The organism is Nostoc sp. CALU 546 (assembly GCF_048836525.1).
Map to the genome: position 1 here is coordinate 1 of NZ_JAWJTF010000144.1, position 19,868 is coordinate 19,868.

12 protein-coding genes are annotated in these 19,868 nt (G+C 43.0%); 4 read left to right on the forward strand and 8 right to left on the reverse strand.

The features are described from left to right. Positions 1 to 411 precede the first annotated feature (411 nt). Positions 412 to 1,974, forward strand: a complete 1,563-nt coding sequence (locus RRG12_RS38900; protein ID WP_420762876.1) for a phytoene desaturase family protein — start codon at positions 412 to 414, stop codon at positions 1,972 to 1,974. Between the two features lie 294 nt (positions 1,975 to 2,268). Here RRG12_RS38900 and RRG12_RS38905 read toward each other — a convergent pair whose 3' ends face one another. Then, positions 2,269 to 2,682 (reverse strand): hypothetical protein, encoded by a 414-nt coding sequence (locus tag RRG12_RS38905; RefSeq protein WP_420762877.1) that lies wholly within the window; start codon positions 2,680 to 2,682, stop codon positions 2,269 to 2,271. Between the two features lie 675 nt (positions 2,683 to 3,357). Between RRG12_RS38905 and RRG12_RS38910 the strand changes: the two genes are divergently transcribed. Together RRG12_RS38910 and RRG12_RS38915 are read left to right on the forward strand one after the other, a co-directional pair. Next, complete coding sequence (locus tag RRG12_RS38910) at positions 3,358 to 3,975, forward strand: PadR family transcriptional regulator (RefSeq protein ID WP_420762878.1); 618 nt, start codon at positions 3,358 to 3,360, stop codon at positions 3,973 to 3,975. Between the two features lie 133 nt (positions 3,976 to 4,108). Next, positions 4,109 to 4,480 (forward strand): hypothetical protein, encoded by a 372-nt coding sequence (locus RRG12_RS38915; protein WP_069074812.1) that lies wholly within the window; start codon positions 4,109 to 4,111, stop codon positions 4,478 to 4,480. 96 nt (positions 4,481 to 4,576) lie between these two features. Here the strand turns inward: RRG12_RS38915 and RRG12_RS38920 are convergent, their stop codons facing one another. From RRG12_RS38920 to RRG12_RS38935, 4 genes are all read right to left on the reverse strand, one after another. Next, positions 4,577 to 6,517, reverse strand: a complete 1,941-nt coding sequence (locus RRG12_RS38920; RefSeq protein WP_420762879.1) for a heavy metal translocating P-type ATPase — start codon at positions 6,515 to 6,517, stop codon at positions 4,577 to 4,579. A 513-nt stretch (positions 6,518 to 7,030) separates the two neighbouring features. Beyond that, positions 7,031 to 10,348: a GAF domain-containing protein gene (locus tag RRG12_RS38925; RefSeq protein ID WP_420762880.1), complete on the reverse strand. Its 3,318-nt coding sequence runs from the start codon at positions 10,346 to 10,348 to the stop codon at positions 7,031 to 7,033. Positions 10,349 to 10,603: 255 nt separating this feature from the next. Next, positions 10,604 to 11,791 (reverse strand): TRC40/GET3/ArsA family transport-energizing ATPase, encoded by a 1,188-nt coding sequence (locus tag RRG12_RS38930; protein ID WP_069074809.1) that lies wholly within the window; start codon positions 11,789 to 11,791, stop codon positions 10,604 to 10,606. Positions 11,792 to 11,895: 104 nt separating this feature from the next. After that, a complete protein-coding gene (locus tag RRG12_RS38935; RefSeq protein ID WP_181930220.1) occupies positions 11,896 to 12,177 on the reverse strand; it encodes a hypothetical protein in 282 nt (93 codons plus the stop codon). Between the two features lie 450 nt (positions 12,178 to 12,627). Between RRG12_RS38935 and RRG12_RS38940 the strand changes: the two genes are divergently transcribed. After that, entirely contained in the window at positions 12,628 to 16,158 is a 3,531-nt protein-coding gene (locus RRG12_RS38940; protein WP_420762881.1) for an NB-ARC domain-containing protein, read from the forward strand. 244 nt (positions 16,159 to 16,402) lie between these two features. Here RRG12_RS38940 and hemL read toward each other — a convergent pair whose 3' ends face one another. From hemL to RRG12_RS38955, 3 genes are all read right to left on the reverse strand, one after another. Next, on the reverse strand, positions 16,403 to 17,701 hold the full coding sequence (gene hemL / locus RRG12_RS38945) for a glutamate-1-semialdehyde 2,1-aminomutase (protein ID WP_420762882.1): 1,299 nt from the start codon (positions 17,699 to 17,701) through the stop codon (positions 16,403 to 16,405). Positions 17,702 to 17,896: 195 nt separating this feature from the next. After that, positions 17,897 to 18,466 carry an SOUL family heme-binding protein gene (locus tag RRG12_RS38950; RefSeq protein ID WP_420762883.1) on the reverse strand — a complete coding sequence of 190 codons (570 nt, stop codon included), beginning with the start codon at positions 18,464 to 18,466 and terminating at the stop codon, positions 17,897 to 17,899. Positions 18,467 to 18,546: 80 nt separating this feature from the next. Continuing rightward, positions 18,547 to 19,281, reverse strand: a complete 735-nt coding sequence (locus RRG12_RS38955; RefSeq protein ID WP_420762884.1) for a DevA family ABC transporter ATP-binding protein — start codon at positions 19,279 to 19,281, stop codon at positions 18,547 to 18,549. Between the last annotated feature and the right edge of the window lie 587 nt (positions 19,282 to 19,868).

The following is a 19,868-nucleotide window of genomic DNA, read 5'->3' on the forward strand; positions in this document are numbered from 1 at the left end:
ACTTTATTTTCAGCCAACACTAACGACACAGAAACTGCATTAACTTTTCCCCTCCCATTACCCTTACAAACCCGACAAGTATTGCTCTGCCTCTAGTCAAATATTGAGTCAGAGACTCAATGAATGCATTCCCAGTCGGAGACTGGGAACGAGGAAATGCTTATCAAGCTAGGTTTTTAGGAATTGTGTGTATGTACACCGTAGCCTTATTAAGGGGGAAAACTTCTTAAAGTCCCCCAATTTATCGGGGGATTTAGGGGGATCTAAAACGTTTTGCTACTAAGAAAAGGACTTTTCAAATATCTTCTAAAGAACCGCAGATTAATTTGGTCTTTTTACTAGTAAAAAAATAGTGAAATAAAACCATAACACCGAAATAAAGAGAAATCAAGATTGCCAAAGGAGACTGAGATGGAAATCTTCGATTATGTAATTCTGGGAGCCGGACTAGGCGGACTTTCCGCCGCAGCCTGTTTAACTCGACAAGGTTATCGGGTAGCAGTTTTAGAACAACATTATTTACCTGGTGGATGTTGTCACACCTTTGATTATGGGGAATATAGTTTTTGTGCTGACGTACATTACATCTCTCAATGTGGTTCTGGTCAGACTATAGCCCAATTTCTTGACTATATTCACCAAGATGTACCCTTTAATAGCCTCGATCCTGACTGCATTGATCGAGTCATCACACCAGAGGCAGATTTTAAAATTCCTTTAGGATGGGAAAATTTGCGATCGCGTTTACTCTCCACATTTCCAGAAGAAGCTAGTGCTATTAACCGTTACTGCAATGAAATTCAGCAACTCCACCAAGAAATTCGCAACCTAGTGCAAGAAGTACACTGGTTTGATCAGAAGTTGTCTGACTGGTTGAAGTTACCAAAATATTTGAATTTATTTTGGAAGCGGAGTTGGACTTTACAAGATTTGTATAACCATGTCGGGTTATCGCCTAAACTACAAGCAGTACTGGCAGGACAAAGTGGCGACTATGCACTACCACCCCAAGAAATTGCCCTAATCACGCACACTTCCCTTGTTTGGGATTACTCAGAAGGTGCTTATTATCCCAAACATCACTTCAAACATTTTGTTAACACCATTGCAGACGTAATTACCGCAGGTGGAGGTGTCATAAAATACTTCACTCCAGTGAGGTATATTCAAGTTAGTAACCGTGCTGTTCATAGCATCCTTGCCGATGGTATCAGCTATCGCGCCAGCAAAGCTTATATTAGCGACCTCGACCCGAAATTAACAGTGGAGTTGATGCATGATCCTCAAGCATTGAGTCAAAAAGAGCAACAACGTCTCACTAGTTATGAATATTCAGCCAGTGCTTTCAATATTTACATGGGTTTAGATAGTCGCTTCGATCCCCAACGCTACGGCATCGGTAACTGGAATATTTGGTATTATCCCACAGGCGACCTAAACAGAGAATATCAACGACAATTGACTGGTGACTTCAGTCATCCGTGGATTTTCCTCTCTTGTCCGACGATGAAATCCAGTGAACCAGGGCTGGGGCCAGAGGGACATCACGTTTTAGAGATTGCTACTGTCTGTTCATATAAACCATTTGAACATCTACACAAAACTGACCCAAAAGAGTATAAAGCCAAAAAGCGGGAAGTTTATCAGCAGATCATGACAAGTGTACGAGAGTTAATTCCAGATGTAGACAACTACGCCCGGATGAAAGTTTACGGCACACCTACCACCAGCGAATTTTACCTGGGACAACCGCAAGGTAATATTTACGGCGCGAAATTAATACCTAAACAGGTTGGTTTAAATCGTCTGGGATATACTACAGAATTATCTAACCTGTTTTTAGTAGGGGCAAGTGCTGGGTATCCGAGTGTACCAGGTGTAATTGGAAATGGGATGGATGTTGTAGAACTGCTGACAGGGCAATCTGTATGGCAAGCTGAAATATCTCAGCCTTTGGCAGCAGTTGGTTCATGAGTGGAATGGCACTAAGAAAAACCCAAAAGCTTGTGTCGTCTCGTTCCCAGCCTCCAGGCTGGGAATGTATTTAAAAGAGGCTCTGCCTCAATTCAAGCTACTGGAGGCGGAGCCTCCCAGAATGGATTCCCAGCCTGAAGGCTTGTTCCAGTCAGAACAAGAGCTGTATCTTTTCTTAGTGCCATTCGGTTCATGAGTGCTGTTAGCGGTAGCGGGGCGTTGAGCCAGTGCTGAGTATGATTTTTACTCAGCACTGTTTAGCTTAAGTAATAATTTGGTGGAAATCTCTTACTTTCACACCTTGGATGTGAGAAATCTGGATATCTCCGCGTGTGCTAATATAGCCGCAGGTTCGCGTTGGAGAGCATTGTAATACTTTCTCTCGAAGGTATTGCCTGTCTCTAACGGTACAATCAGTGTGCGGACATTAGTAATCAACTTTTGGAAATCGTCCAACGATATCGGTTCATCTGCTTCGAGCATTTCATCAACTTGCACGACGACTTCAGAAATACGATGTAGCCAAGCAAATTGTTCATGAGCGATGACGAGCTGAAGAAGTTCTCCGTTTGATACTCGTCCACTAACCTGTTCGTAGGCAATACGTTCTGTCTCTAGCAACATCTTGTGAAGATAGAGTAATTTGTTTCGTAAATCACGCAGATATTGATGTTGACGTATTCTTTGGGAAAGTGTGTTAGAAGTCAATGTTACCCATCCTCTCGTTACAATAGTCTTTGATGGCTTAAATAATTTCTGCGTCAGTATTAATCGCGAGTAGACTATACCGAACAATTACTTCGTGAAGTGATACGCTAGCGATGAGTAGCATCTCCAATAGTGGCGTAGACACTCGCTAGAAGACTTGCAGCTTTTATAAGAAGAATTCAGGGGTCAGGAGTCAGAATGGGCTAAACGCCCCGCTATCGCTAACAGAATTGAATTGGAGTCCGACTGGGTAATGAATATTGGTTTAAAACCTTGCCCGCAAGTGGCGCGAAAAAATTAAAATATTCTCGCCTTAAAACTCTATCCTTTTATGGGTAGAGTATTCACCAATTCTGAATTCTGAATTCTGTATTCTGACTCCTGTTTTATCATAACTTCTGCTTGCTTTCTCTTCTCTACGAGAGGCTGAACCAACAAGAGCGGCACTCAAGATACATCGCTAATTTTTCACCCTCTTGTGCAAACAGCATCATTAGCCATCTGCCCAACCTCAGTTTATATATTTGATTTCCTTGCTAAGAAGCATTACGATTAACATCTTTTTTTATAGCCGTTATATCTTATATCTGATTAATCATATATTAGCATAAACTTATAAGAAGTACATAGTGTAGAACCTATCGAGAAAATATCAATTATGGGAAAACCGTCTTAATGTCGCTAGCATACGTAATTTTAGGTCTTCTTCAGCAGCAAGAAATGACGGGCTACGACCTCAAAACGAGCTGCTTTGATCAATGCATTGCCCATTTGTGGCCAGCAGACCAGGCACAAATTTACAGAACTCTCGATAAGCTAGTTGAGCAAGGCTGGATTACCTGTACGATTGAGATTCAGCACGATCGCCCCAACCGCAAAGTCTACAGTGTGACGGAACCAGGGAAAGCCGAATTCGCCCAATGGCTTGGGATGCATCAGCCCTTGCCGACTTTACGAGAGCCAATGCTAGTCCAGTTGCATTTTGCAGATCAGTTGTCAAATGAAACCATTATTCACCTACTGGAGCAACAATTGGCAGCTCGCAGCAAAAAACTTGCTGAATGTGAAACCATCGACTTGCCATTACTCAGTGATGAGTCTGCCAACCGTGAGCAGGTGATGCAAAGGCTCGTGCTGGAGTTGGTAATCCGAAGAGAAGAGACTTATATTGATTGGTTGAAAACAGCGATCGCACTTATCAGTCAGCAAAAGCCATTACCTTGCTCTACTACTAATATGTCAAGTATGTCAAGTTTACATTGCTCGGAAGCAAGTTCTATTTTAGTTGAATAAAGCTGCTAAATTGAAACAAAAACCGCCAGCTTTTTACACTGGTGGTTTGATTTTTAGAAATATATTACTTTTTTCTATTGGTTGTAATTACACTACCTGTTATGATTCAAGCTAATTTTGAGGTAAAAGCAAGATGAATCTCGATATTTTTATCCAAGAGTTGACTGCAACTCTCAAAAGCGGAACTGAAGATGACATATTAAAACTAATGTATTTCTCTGACAAGACATTTGAAGGGTTTAATAATGCAGGTGCAGGCAATCTATTCAAGAAAATGCTCTTACTTCCATTTATTGGCTTTAAGGATAAAGACTTTCAAGTAACAATAAGTGAAGTTGAAGCCGATCTGTCAGAGTCAGATAGAGAGAGATTTTTAAAGACGCTTGCTGACCAAGTACAGCTTGAGTGTATTGCTAATCTAACCTATCAAGATGAATACAAAAATATTTCCGCTTCTGCTCCTATAGGTAAAATTGGTGATACATATAAGCTAGTGTTCTTTTAGTTTGCAACATCTAGGTTCCAGATTTTAGAACTCGTTGGGATGAAGCGGCAACGAGTTAACTAATATTAGTTTGACAAAGTACTACTTTGTTCTATCTTACTTAAGCAATCTTAGTCCGCTAAGGGTAACTAAGACTGTGGAACCTTCATGGCCAATAACGCCGATGGGTAGGTTGATATTTCCCAGAAAGTTGCCAACCAAAAGCAACATAATGAAACCCAACGCTACGACTACATTTTGTTTTACTATGAGTTGCGATCGCCTACCTAAATGTATCGCTACAGCAATTTTTTCTAACCTGTCTGCCATCAATACTATATCTGCGGTTTCCAATGCCACATCACTACCAGATACTCCCATCGCTATACCCACAGATGCTTGGGCTAAAGCTGGTGCATCATTGATTCCATCGCCTACCATTGCCACAGTTTGATATTGTTGCTGTAGACGGCGGATAACATCGAGCTTATCTTCTGGTAAAAGTTGAGCATATACCCGATCAATTCCTACTGCTTTGGCGACACTGTGAGCAGTTTCCTGATTATCCCCGGTTAACATGACAATTTGTTCAACTCCCAATTTCTTTAACCGGGTAATAGTTGCAGCTGCTTGCGATCTTACTTCATCTGCGATCGCAATTACACCAATCACCTCTGCCCCTCTGCCCCCTTGCTCCCCTGCTCCCCTTCCTTCCTGTGCTACCCAAACCACAGTTTTACCTTCTTGTTCCCAAGATTGAACTATTTCTCGCAATTCTTCAGGTAAATTTGTCACATACTGTTGGACAAAAACGGCGTTCCCCACAATTACCTGTTGTTCTTGGGCAATTCCCACAATTCCCTGTCCAGGTATAGCTTGCACTTGGATTGCACCAACCCAATCTAAATCACCAGCCGCTTGTACAATTGCCTTACCGATGGGATGTTCGGAAGATGATTCGACACTAGCAGCCACTTTTAGAACATCATCTTTAGTGTATTTACTAACTGAAATTACCTGAAATACCTGCACCTGCCCTGTTGTTAGAGTACCAGTTTTATCAAATGCGATCGCTCGGACTTTGCCAATCTTCTCCAACTGCGCCCCATTTTTAAACAAAATCCCCTGTCTTGCGCCATTGGCAATTCCCGAAAGCAGGGTGGGCATAATTGCAGCCATCAGCGCACAGGGAGAAGCCACCACCAGAAAGGTAAGGGCGCGATAAATTGTGGTTTCCCAATCCCAACCCCAGAGGAATGGCGGTAAAGTTGCCAGTAATATCCCGGCTACTACAATGACTTTGGCATATCCTTTCTCAAAGCGATCGATAAACTCTTGGGAAGGTGGTGCTTCTGTCTGCGCTTGTTCTACCAGGCGAATCACACGCTGAATCAAACTGCTTTGGGCTGGTTTGTGTACTTTAATTTGCAATGCACCATAGCCGTTGAGTGTGCCGGCAAATACTTCTTCGCCCACTGTTTTCTCTACAGGTAAAGACTCGCCTGTAATTGCAGCTTGATTGAGGGTGCTGTAACCAGATAAAATTATTCCATCAGTAGGAATTAGCTCTCCAGGTTTGACGACAATCTCATCACCCACTTTTAACTGACTGATAGCAACTTCCTCTTCTCTGCCCTGATGCAAAACCCTTGCTGTATCTGGTGTCAGACTCATCAAACTACGGATACTCCGCTCAGTGCGCTGCATAGCATATCCTTCTAGTGCGCCACTGATGGCAAAGATGAGAATCAAAATTGCTCCATCAATAATTAGATGATATTCTCTTCGCCATAAGCCAAGACTAGCAGCACCAATCGCTGCCACAATCATCAGCAAATCTACATCCAGTTCTTTTTCTTTGAAAAGAGTAGTTAATCCTTCTCGCGCACTTTCGTAACCACCAATTACATAAGCAGCCGGTAGCAGTAGAAACGCCAATCCCAACCATCCGAGATGCAAGGCGAACCATCCGAAAAATAGCAGTAAGCCACACAAAAGGGCTGCTATGGTATCTGCGTGTTCTCTGGTGAATTGGCCGAAACGTTGGGGGTAGAGCATGAGAGGTGAATTAACAAGGACTCTCTCACGCTAAACCTTGACATTAATGTTAATGTCAAGGTTTTAACTTAATTGCCTAACCCATCCACGGCGGTGGTTCCCTAACCTAGGGCAATACTTTTCGGTTAGGGACTTCCAAAAAATAAATTACCCAATCTTGTGGGGTGGGCCGAAAAGCCACTGGTGTCAACTTAAGCCAAAAATAGCGTACTGATTGGGTGTTGTTCACCCGCCAGGGATTGTAAATCCCTGACTAATTGCTCAAGTCTACTGAAGTAGACTGAAAATTTTTGCGCTCTAAAGTCTTCTTCAGAGGACTTTAGCTATGAGACAGGGATTTACAATCCCTCGTTAAGTTGACACCAGTGCCACAAGAAGTAGTTGAGTATTTTTTTATTTGGAAGTCCCTTAAAGGGTAAGAGAAAAGGTTTGAATTCACCTTTCCCCTTACCCTTTAACCTTTTCCCAGACCAAAAGTTGAGATTGTTAGGCTTATCCGAAAAGTATTGCAACCTACGGGAGTTGATGGTGCGATTTGGTGATTTGTCTAATCGGAATTTCAATCCAAAATTCTGTTCCTAACCCCGGCTGAGAATCACATTTAAACACACCACCGTGTTTGTCTACAACAATCTGGTAACTAATTGACAACCCCAAGCCAGTGCCTTTTCCCACTGGCTTAGTAGTAAAAAATGGGTCGCAGATTCTTGTCTTCAAAGCTTCGGGTATTCCTGAGCCATTGTCTGCAATGCGAATTACTACACTTTTGATATTGCCTTCAAGTTCCCCAAGAGCAGTACTGATGGTAATTTCACTGCTATGAGGTTGTGATTGGTAATCTTCTAAAGCATCGATCGCATTGCTTAAAACATTCATAAATACTTGATTCAGTGGCCCGGCATAGCATTCTACCAAAGGAAGGTCACTGTATTCTTTGACTAATTTAATCGCCGGACTTTCCGGTTTTGCTTTCAAGCGATGCTGCAAAATTAGCAAGGTGCTATCAATCCCCTCATGAATATCAACTGGCTTCATTTCTGCCTGATCGAGGCGAGAGAAATTTCGTAAACCCAAGACAATCTGCCGGATACGATCAATGCCAATTTTCATGGAAGATAGAGTTTTGGGTAAATCCTCCATGAGAAATTCTAAGTCTATCTCGAAGGCGCGATCGCTAATCTCAGAGCTAGGGTTAGGGGTATTTTGTAAATAGAGTTCTAGTATACTAAGTAAATCTTGGGTGTAATCATTGACATGATTGATGTTGCCATAAATGAAGTTGACCGGATTGTTAATTTCGTGGGCAACACCAGCTACCAGTTGACCTAGTGAGGACATTTTCTCAGTTTGAATCAGTTGACTTTGAGTTTGCTGTAAATCATGCAAAGCTTGAGCCAACTTTTGGGTCTGCTCTTTGGTTTGATTATGTAATTGGGCTTGTTGGAGTGCAACCCCAAGCTGATTGGCAATTTGAGTAATAAACTTAATTTCCGAGGCTTCCCAATGGCGCGGTGCGGAATTCTGATATGCTGCTAGCAAGCCCCATAGCTGTTGCCCAATAAATATAGGTGCGATCGCATAAGCCTTTGCCTGAATTTGCTCTAAAACTGCAACGTGGCATTGAGAGTGGCCAGCTTCATAGATGTCATCAACTACAAAGGTTTCATTGTGACGATATCGCCCACCTTGGGTTTCTTGCAAATAGCTATCTTGCCAACCTGTCTTGGTATGATCATCTACTAGCTTTAACCAACCATCGCCCACAAACTCGGCGATATATTCACCACTCCAATCAGCCTGGAAGCGGTAGACTGCAACTCGATCGGCTTGTAGTGATTTACAAATTTCTTGGGTGGTTGTCTGAAAAATCGCATCTAGATCAAGGGATTCCCTAACTTTCGCCACAACTTCAAACAATACCCGTTGTTGTTCTGCTGCTTGTTGCAAATCTAAAGTCTGTTGTCGTGTCTGAGTGAGTAATTCAGCTTGCTGGAGTGCTACTCCCATTTGGGCCGCAATCTGACTGAGAAAGTTCACTTCAGAAGCTTTCCATTGTCGAGGGCCGGTGTGTTGATAAGTTGCCAGCAAACCCCAAAGTTTTTGCCCAACAAAAATCGGAGCAAGCACAAAAGCATGAATTTGAAACTGCTCTAGATTGTCGATATGACACTGAGTAAACCCCATACTATAAATGTCATCGACTGCAAATGTTTCATTGTTGCGGTAACGTCCTCCCTGTGTGTCTTGTAAGTAGGTGTCATTCCAAATTGTATTAATACCTAGTTCAGACTCATTCGACCAGTATGGACTAGCAGCCTCGAAATCCCCAACAAATTCACCACCCCAACTAGAATCGAAACGATAAACAGAAACGCGATCGGCTTTAATTAATTGACAAACCTCTTTAGTTGTGGTTTGAAAAATAATATCTGTGTCCAGAGATTCGCGAATTTCGGCAATAACTTTAAACACAGCCTGTTCTTGTTCAGATGTCCGTTGTAACTCAACTGTGCGTCTTCTAACTTGTTTTTCTAAATTTTCATTGAAGACTTGTACTTGTTGATGTAATTCATACTGCTGAATTGCTGAAGCAAAGTGTTTACCGAGGTTTCTAGCCAGTTCAATGTCTTCAACCGTCCATTTTTGAGCTTGTGCTTTTTTAGATTCGCGCCAAGCCTCAAAGGATCGCCGGGGATACAGTTGCCTGCGATCGCACTCATACTGCCCCGCCCATAAAGTTTCTATATCTACTTCGTTGCGGAAAATACTTAAGTAACCTAGTAACTGCTGGCGATACTGGAGTGGAATTATCAATATGCTGCGAATTTTAGTTGGTTGAAAAGCAACTTGCAAACTTCGCAAGTCAGGGGTGTTATATATATCTGAAATCGCCCAAACATCGTAGTTACTAGACTTATAGTGTTCTTGCCAGATACTATACTGCTCTATGAGTGGATATATAGTTTGTTCTGGCATCACGGGTTGCTCTCCACAGATATAAAGCTTAATACAGTTATTTCCTGGTATTAAGCATTCTGTGAAGCTGGTAATGTTGCCACTGTGGAAATCAAAAGCTGCATTTTTAATACAAAGTCTGCCACCAACACCATTAAAGGCAGCAACAGCTGCTTCTAGGGCTGGTTGTAATACAATCGTCGGCAGTGAATGCAGTAGAGTCGCAATGCGGTTAACGATCGCTTCCCGTTCGGCTGTTTTCCGGACTTGAGCCAGAAGGGTACTTTGAGCGATCGCCACTGACAGCTGATCAACTACCGTCTGTACTGCTTCTAGTTCATATTCTGAAATCAAATGCGCTTGGGAATTATGAGATACCAGCAGCCCCCAGAGTTCATCTTGATAGAGAATAGGCGCTACTAGAGAAGACTTTACCCCCATTGCCGTCAAATATTCAATATGGCAGGAATCTACAGGGCGGTAACGGGTTTCCTCTGATATGGTTTCTCCATTTTCCAAGTCACGCAGATGAATTTGACCAATCTCTTGAGTATCAAGATTTACAATAGAACACACCCGTGATTTGATAAATAGTTCACGGGCGCTGAGGGGAATATCGTCAGCAGGAAAATTTAGTCCTAGTAGTGATGGCAACCGATTTTCGTAAATTGACTCAGCAATCACTTGACCACTATCATCGGGATGAAATTTGTAAATCATCACGCGGTCAGTTTTTAATAGCGATCGCACCTCTGCCGTTGTCACTGTGATAATTTCTTCTAACTCTAAACTACGTCGGATACGGTTTGTAATGCGACGTAGTAAACTTTCTTCATGGCGACATAAGGGCAAAGGTTGTTCAATGTTAGAGGTCATTGCTTATAATATATTCAATTAATAATTTACAAAACAAAGATAATTAAATCTAATGACATTTTCAAATTTATTTCATCAATTTGTCTTCAGTAAAACTACGGCAAATTACTAACAGAAATATTTATTTGCTTTTTATACAGATTAACTAAAAATTATAAAAACAGACGCTAATAAAATTGCGTCTGTTGCACTTTCAAGAAATGATTCTTGCTGTTTATTTGTCACTTTTTGTTGACAGAAAAATGTCAAACAAAATTAAATTTTTGCGTTGTCAGCAAAGCGGATTTTTAGATAATCGTTTTCCATCTTTGCCCCTGCTGGTTGTAGTGCTGCTAAGGCTTGTGGCAAAACTAAATTACGACGATGGTTGCCAATCGTAATGTTTAATTCGTCTCCGGTTTTACTCAATTGAACTTGGTCTTTAGGAATACCAGGCAAGTAAAGTTCTAAGCTGTATTGGTTTTCCTCTTGCACAACTCTAAGAGTTGTTTCTTTATAATAAACCTGGGTTGGATCTTCATCTTTGTAAAGGGTTTCCTTCAGGCGTTCTAAAGAAGCTAAACCGCACATTTCCTCGGAAAATAGAGGAACTTCTTTCACAGGTAGAGGGTGAAAATCATCATGAATTTCCCGGCGATATTGTTCCTGACTTTCCTTCCAACGTTGGAAAAATGGATCTTGGACTTCACTTGGAATAATCCGATTAGCCACGACTAAATCTGTTGCAACATTATACAAACTCAGATAGGCATGGGCACGGAGAGACTCTTTAATCACCATTTTTTCAGGATTAGTGACAAGACGCACTGAGGTTTGAGTATTATCTGTTAATACTTTTTCCAGAGCTTCAATTTGCTCGTAAAACTCATAAGGTGCATCCATTACCTCTTTATCAGGTAGCGAAAAACCAGCAATTGGTCTAAACAAAGGTTCCACCAGGGGACGGAGTGCCACCGAGATGTTTTGAAATGGTTTGTAAAAACGGCGCATATACCAGCCACCGACTTCAGGTAAACTCAGCAAACGCAGTGCTGTGCCTGTGGGGGCCGAGTCGATAATTAAGACATCAAACTCACCTTCATCGTAATGGCGTTTCATCCTCACCAAGCCAAAAATCTCATCCATGCCTGGTAGAATAGCCAATTCTTCCGCCTGTACGCCATCTAAACCCCTGGCCTGTAAAACTTGGGTAATATAACGTTTCACAGCACCCCAGTTTCCCTCCAGTTCTTGTAGCGCATCCAGTTCTGCACCCCACAGATTTGGGCGAATTTTTTGGGGTGCATGTCCCAGTTCCATGTCAAAACTGTCTGCTAGGGAGTGGGCGGGATCTGTACTTAAAACCAACGTCTGATAGCCTAGTTCCGCACAACGGAGTCCAGTTGCAGCAGCGACGGAAGTTTTGCCCACGCCGCCTTTACCGGTCATCAAAATTACACGCATAGATGCTTCTGTCCTGCCTGAGGATTTTTTACATTTATTTACATTATCGACTGTTTAAGGAAAATAAATGTTGTTTCAACACGTCTAGGCATTATTATGAACGTTTACCCTAACTCATCCGTTGGGTTTTGCTGCAACAACTGATCGAGTTTAGTTTCCAGTGCTGAGAGTTTTTTGAGAATTGTGGGGCGATCGCCATCGAGAGAAACTAGTAAATTGGTTATTCTCTCTTGTATGTTGGTTAATTGTGCTACTGCATTCTGGATTTGGAGCATTCCTTCTCGGAGTTCTTGGCGTTCCTGACGTGCTTCCGCCATTTCATCTAGCATAGCTTGGACTGTTTTAGCGTTACTCTCAAGTAGATGTTTGAGTTCTTTATCAGTCATTGCGATCGCGCTTTGGAATTGAGTTTATTATTAACTCTAAAGTATTGAGGGATTTTGTTCAGCAATTCCAAATTCAAATTTTGACAACGGGTACAGTCTAGCTTGAGGATATAACCCGTATTTCTCACAAGCTTCAGGCGTTTGATGGAGCAGAGGGGCAGAGGGGCGGAGGGGCAGAGGGGCAGAGGGGCAGAGGGGCAGAGGGGCACAGGGGCAGAGGGGCAGAGGGGAAAGAACTTGGTATTTGAACTCTCCCCTGCACCCCTGCTCCCTTGCTCCCTTTTTCTGCACCTTCTTGACAAATATGCAATTATCTAGATATTTAACTGATAGTCACTGTACAGCTTTTTCTCACCATTTAGTCTAAAACTTCAGTCATAAATATCTCTTGGGTGAAAAAGTACTTAAGTTCTGTGCTAAATCTATCTTTGTCTGTAGAGGAATTTGGGTATGCTAAGACGTAAGCGCGGAGTTATACTCACTTCTGTTGGTTTACAGAAGTTCGAAGAAGCAAGGCACAAGTTTGAGTTTCGAGATAATTTTGGCAAGAGATTCACTCTTGAAGAGTTAAGCTACCGCACTAACTTAGACCCTCTAACAATCAGAAAAGTTTTAAACCGTAGGAAGGGAGTTGACAAGCGAACACTTGAGGCTCTCTTTCTTGGTTTTGATAGCTGCCTATGCGAAGGCTACTATTCGACCTCAGACCCCAATTGCCGTCAAGATTGGGGGGAAGCTGTTTCTGTCTTAGCATTTTACGGACGTACAGAAGAACTCAGTACTCTGGATGAGTGGTTGCTGAAGGATCGCTGTCGATTAGTGACCATTCTCGGAATGGGTGGAGTCGGGAAAACTAGTCTGTCGATCAAATTGGCAGAATTAATGCAGGACAAATTTGATTGTATTGTCTGGCGATCGCTGTATGACGCTCCACCCATTGATACATTCTTAGGTAGCATCATTCAGTTTCTATCTGACGAGCAAGAAACTGAGGCAGAATTGCCGGAAAGCGTTAGTGATAAGATTTCCATGCTGCTTAACTACTTTAAGGAAATGCGCTGCTTGGTCGTGTTCGATAATGTAGACGCTGTGTTACGTGGTGGGAGTCGAGCCGGACAATATAACCTTGGATATGAGCAGTATGGCGAACTCCTTAAACGAGTAGGTAAATCAGACCACCAGAGTTGCTTGCTACTCACAACGCGAGAAAAACCTAAAGAAGTTGCCTCTCTAGAAGGAGAAGCCTTACCAGTGCGAACTTTGAGATTGGGTGGACTCAAAGAAGGAGAGGGAGAAGAAATTCTTAAGAGTAAGAGGCTCAAGGGTTTAGAAACTCAATTTAACGCACTGGTCAAACGCTATGGAGGCAATGCCTTAGCCTTAAAAATTGTGGCAACTACGATTCAAGATTTATTTGATGGTTATATTTCTGAGTTTTTAAAAGAGGAAACCACCGTATTTGGGGATCTTCGTGATTTATTAGAGCAGCAATTTGAGCGTTTATCTGATGAGGGAAAAGATGTAATGTACTGGCTAGCGATTAATCGGGAGCCAGTAACCCTCTCCAAATTACGAGAAGATTTAGTATCGCCTTTTCCCCAACTCAATTTAATTGAAACGCTGGAATCTTTGGGACGGCGATCGCTCATCGAACGAGATACAGCCTACTTCACCCTACAGCCAGTCGTGATGGAGTACGTGACAAGTCGCTTGGTTGAGCAAGTTTGTGAGGAGATTGCTAACCAGGAGTTTTCGCTTTTTAAAAGCCATGCTCTGATCAAAGCTACTGCCAAAGACTATGTAAGAGAGACTCAAATTCGTCTCATTCTCTATGCCGTGATTAACAGATTAATTCCAGTCTTTGAAGGCAAAAAAAACTTGGAATATGAACTGACTCAAATCTTACTCAAGCAGCAAGAGAAGTCACCCTTGGAGCCGGGATATGTAGCAGGTAATATTCTTAACTTACTCAATCAGTTAGGAACTAATTTAACGGGCTATGATTTCTCTGGTCTAACCATTTGGCAGGCTGACCTACGAGATGTAAATTTGCAAAATACGAATTTTGCTTACGCCAATTTAGCGAGGTGTACGTTTACTGAAACCTTTGGTGCTATTCATGCGGTAGCCTTTAGTCCTGATGGAGAACTTCTGGCGGTAGGTGACAGTAATGGAGAAATTCATCTGTACCAAGTTAGCGATGTGCAACCAGTCTTCATCTGCACGCGACATAAAAGTTGGGTAACATCACTGACGTTCAGCCCTGATGGTAAGATTCTCGCTAGCGGTAGCACCGATTACACAATAAAGTTATGGGATGTTAGTACTGGTCAGTGCCTTCGCACCTTAGAAGGGCATACAAATGAGGTTTGGTCGGTTGCATTTAGCCAAGATAATTGCACATTAGCAAGTGGCAGCGATGACTGCACCGTGAAGCTATGGAATAGCAGCACTGGAGAATGCTTCAAAACACTCCAGGGACATCTTAGTTGGGTACTCTCTGTTGTCTTTAGGGGAGATACTCAACTGTTGAGTGGTAGTGACGATTGCACTGTTAAATTGTGGGATATCAAAACTGGACAGTGTATGCAAACGTTTGAAAAACACCATAATAGTGGAATACGGTCAATAATCCTCAGTCCAGATGGTCAAATATTGGCAAGTGGCAGCGAGGATCAAACTATTAGGCTATGGAAAACTCAAACGGGTGAATGTCTCAAAACACTTCTGGGGCATTCAAATCGAGTTTTTTCAGTGGATTTCAGCCCGCAAGGCGACCTTTTGGCTAGCGGTGGGCACGATCATACCGTGAAGCTATGGAGTGTCGATACGGGTGAATGTTTCAAAACGCTTCAAGGACATTTCAGTTGGGTCTTTGCAGTTGCCTTCAGTCCCCAAGGCAAGCTTTTGGCTAGCGGTGGACACGATCAAACCGTGAAGCTATGGAGTGTCGATACAGGTGAATGCCTCAAGACTCTACAAGGATATACCAATCAAATACTCTCTGTTACCTTTAGTCCTGTTAGTGCTAGCTTACCAAGCATTGGTCAAATTTTTGCTAGTAGCAGCCGCGATCGCACTGTGAGGTTATGGGATGCCGCAACTGGTGAATGCCTCAAAGTGTTAAAAGGACATTCCAACTCGGTTCATTCAGTTATCTTTAATCATGAAGGAAATATCCTAGTCAGCAGTAGTGTAGATAAAACACTGAAAATATGGGATGTTCCTTCAGGTAAAACCTTAAGAACCTTACAAGGACATCGCGCAGCAGTTTTATCGATTGCCTTTAGTCCCGACAGCCAGACGATCGCCAGTGGCAGTGAGGACTGTACTATAAAATTATGGGACGTTCGTTCAGGTCGAACCTTAAGAACCTTACAGGGACATAACGCTGCGGTTTGGTCAGTTGCCTTCATCTCTCAAGGAGAGATATTGGCGAGTGGCTCCTGGGATCAAACGATCAAGTTATGGGATATTCACACGGGTAACTGCCTCAGAACCTTGGCAGGACACACGAGTTGGATTTGGGCAATTGCGATCGCCCCTGATGGTAATATCCTGGCAAGTGCTAGTCCAGATCGAACAATCAGGCTGTGGAATCCGCATACCGGTGAGTGCCTGAAAGTTTTACAAGCAGACACAAACTGGTTGCAATCGATCGCCTTTAGCCCTGATGGCAAGATACTGGCTAGCACGAGTCACGATTTGACAATCAAGTTGTGGGACGTTTGCACGGGTGAGTGCCTGAAAGTTTTGCACGGACATACAGGCTTGGTTTGGTCAGTTGCCTTTAGTCCAGATAACCAAACCTTGGTTAGTGGCGGTGACGATGAAACGATTAGACTTTGGGATATAGAAGCAGGCAAATGCTTAAAAACCATGAGAGCGAGTAAGCCCTATGAGCAAATGAATATTGTCGGAGTTAAAGGTTTAACTGAGGCGGCAACTGCCACGTTGACCTCTTTAGGAGCAGTTATCTAAGCTCAAACCATTAGCCTAGTAGTTCGCCAAGTTCACTTGGCGGGGAAAGGGGAAAGGGGAAAGGTTAAAGGTTAAAGGGTAAAGGGTAAAGGTTAAAGGTTAAAGGTTAAAGAGTAAAGGTTAAAGGTTAAAGGTTAAAGGGAAAAGATTTTGAGTTTTTTCCCCTTTACCCCTTCCCCCTTCCCCTTTACCCCTTCCCCTTTACCCCTTCCCCTTTCCCCCTTCCCCTACTTTTGCAAGAAGTTCACTGAGACATGACTGTTCGGGCTGCTTCGAGGGTGCGATCGATGTCTGCTTCGGTATGAGCTAAAGAAGTAAATCCGGCTTCAAATTGAGATGGAGCTAAATAAACTCCATGTTCTAACATCCCGCGATGGAAACGAGCAAATTTACTTAAGTCAGACTTCTTAGCATCCTCATAATTGCGAACCGGGCCTTCGTTAAAGAAGAAACCAAACATGCCGCTAATCTGACCACCGCAGGCAGCATGACCTGTTTCTTTGGCAATCTCCAGCATCCCTTCTGTGAGTCGCTTTGTAATGCGATCGAGATGCTCGTAAGTTCCAGGTCGTTGCAACAACTCTAACGTCTTGATCCCTGCCGTCATTGCCAGTGGATTGCCCGAAAGCGTTCCGGCTTGATACACGTTTCCGGCTGGAGCAACCATCGACATAATTTCTTGGCGACCACCATAAGCACCGACTGGCAGACCGCCGCCGATCACCTTACCCAAGGTAGTTAAGTCAGGAATGACACCAAATTTCTCCTGCACTCCACCGTAAGCGATCCGAAAGCCCGTCATCACTTCATCAAATACTAATAGCGCTCCATGCTCTTGCGTCAGTTTTCGCAAACCTTCAAGAAAACCCGCAGCAGGTGGAATAAAACCTGCATTTCCAACCACTGGTTCAAGAATTACACCAGCAATTTCACCGGGATTTTGCTCGAACAATACTTTTACTGCTTCTAAATCGTTGAAAGGAGCGGTCAGCGTGTTGCTAGTCACGGATTTGGGCACACCAGGAGAATCGGGCAAGCCGAGAGTGGCAATACCAGAGCCAGCCTTAACGAGAAACATATCGGCGTGTCCGTGGTAGCAGCCTTCAAACTTGATTGCTTTTTCCCGCCCCGTAAAAGCTCGCATTAGACGAAGAACAGCCATACAAGCTTCCGTGCCGGAGTTGACAAAACGCACCATCTCGATACTAGGAACAGCATCGATTACCATCTGTGCCAGTATATTTTCGAGATAGCAGGGCGCACCGAAGCTAGTTCCTTTTTCTAGGGCATCGTGCAGAGCAGCAATGACTTCAGGATGAGTGTGACCGCAGATAGCAGGCCCCCAACTGCCGACATAATCGATATATTGATTGCCATCCACATCCCAAATGTAAGCGCCAAGGACGCGATTGAATACGATTGGCTGTCCACCAACAGATTTGAAAGCCCGCACGGGGGAACTAACTCCTCCTGGCATTAATTTTTGGGCAGCAGCAAAGATTTCTTCCGATTGAGTGGTTTTTAAGCGAGTCGTTGCAATCATAATTTTTCTCCTGAGATATTTGATCTGATGCGATCGCAAAAAGCGAGAATCTAGTAGTTCGTCAAGGAAACTTGGCGGGGTAAAGGGGAAGGGGTAAAGGGGAGGGGGTAAAGGGGAAGGGGGTAAAGGGGAAGGGGGAAAGGGAAAGGATTTTGAGTTTCTTTACCCTTTACCCCGACTTTTGCAAGAAGTCTATTATTTCAATTCGAGCATGACTTCATTGCGTCTAAATGCGGGCAAGATGAACGGAGAGTCATAAAAAGCATAAATCGCTTTACCTTTTGTCTCGATACCTTGCCGAGCCAGAAAAGCAGATAATTTGGCTTCGTTTTCTTGCAATTGTTCATCCTCAGCTAGACCGGAGAAACGGATTGCCGCTACTTTGTTGCTGGGAACTTCTTTGATAGTAATGCGAGAGTCTTTTGGTTTTGGCAGCGTTGCTAGCGTATATTCTGAGGGCATCACGAACTGTACCGCCCAAGTAGCCCGATCATTTTCCCCCGCTTCTTGTTGAATCACAGGCGCAGTCATGGCGATTTTTTCACTTGGCTGGGATTGCGTGACAGGCGCAGTCATGGCAATTTTGGTTACAGAGGTGTTTTCACCAAATATGTAAGCGGCAAGAATCGAAAATGCAGCCTTGTTTGCTCGATCTCTTTCAGTTTGAATGACTGTTTCAGCAACAATTTTTGGCTCGTATTGCCGGATTTCAATATCATCATAAGATTGCAATACGCAATATTTTGGTTCTTCAGTTTGACTCATAAGACTTTCACAAGTAGCTAAAATTAATCCCATTAAAAGAATCAAAAATCACGATCTCACTAGCCAAATTAGATAGTTTCTTACTTTCCCATTTCTTGTACTAACCGTCCATCTTCCATGTGGATAATGCGATCGGCAATATCGAGAATTCGATTATCGTGAGTGACGAGTAAAATAGTGCAACCCTGCTCTTTAGCTAAACGCTGCATGATATCTACAACATCGCGACCTGACTTTTTATCGAGAGCAGCAGTTGGTTCGTCGGCAAGAACAATTTTAGGACGACTGACTAGGGCACGAGCGATCGCAACTCGCTGCTTTTGCCCTCCAGAAAGACTATCTGCATAATAATCGATGCGATCGCCTAAACCAACACTTTTCAGAGTATCCGTTGCCAGCTGATCCATATCTTGCTTTAGGTACTCATCGTGTAATTCCAAAGACATTCGGACATTCTGCTTTGCAGTTAAGAAAGTTAATAAATTGTGTGCTTGAAAAATATAACCAATCTGTCGCCGCACTTGCATCAGTTGCCGCTTACTAGCCCCAGATATTTCCTGTCCCAAAACTTTCAGGTTGCCTTCGCGAGCGGATCTCAATCCACCTATTAGTGTTAGTAAAGTGGTTTTACCAGAACCGGATGGCCCAGTCATAATCACAATCTCTCCAGAATAAATGTCGAGATTAATATCAAACAAGACTTGCTTGCAGAGTTCTGCCCGACCAAAGTAGTAATCGAGATGGCAAACTGAAATAACGGGTTGTTGGGAAGTGTTTTGAACCTTGAGTTTTGAACTTTGAGTTCCCTGACTCATTTCTTGCAACATGAGAGTTAAACCGTAAATTTGGGTTTTGTTCTAGAAAACTATGAGTTTTAAAATGCGATATTTTTCTAAGAGGATGTTTTAAAACTCATGATTGATGTATCAAATATTTCTTTACCCCACCCTAACCCTCCCCTTATAAAGGGGAGGGAACCGGATTTTCTTGTTTCCCACCTTTATAAGGCTACGGTGTACACACAAGTCGAAAAAAGCTTGATTTTCCATTCTTCTCTTGTTTATCTCGTTTACCTCGTTTTTATCTCGTTCCCATGTTCTACATGGGAATGCTCCTCGTGGAGGCTCTGCCTCCAATCTGGCATTGAGTCAGAGACTCAATGAATGCATTCCCAGTCGGAGACTGGGAACGAGGAAAGTCTTATCAAGCTAGGTTTTTAGGACTTGTGTGTACACCGTAGCCTTTTAAGAGGGGGGAATGGAAGTGAGGTCAAAATTGTACTTCACGCTTTTGGAGAACCGCTATACCAAAAATATCAGAGGTCTAAAACTCTTTCAAATAGGATAGAGTTAAGACCTCTATACTTTTTAATTGCAGTAGGTTCGTTGTGGCAGAGTAGGAT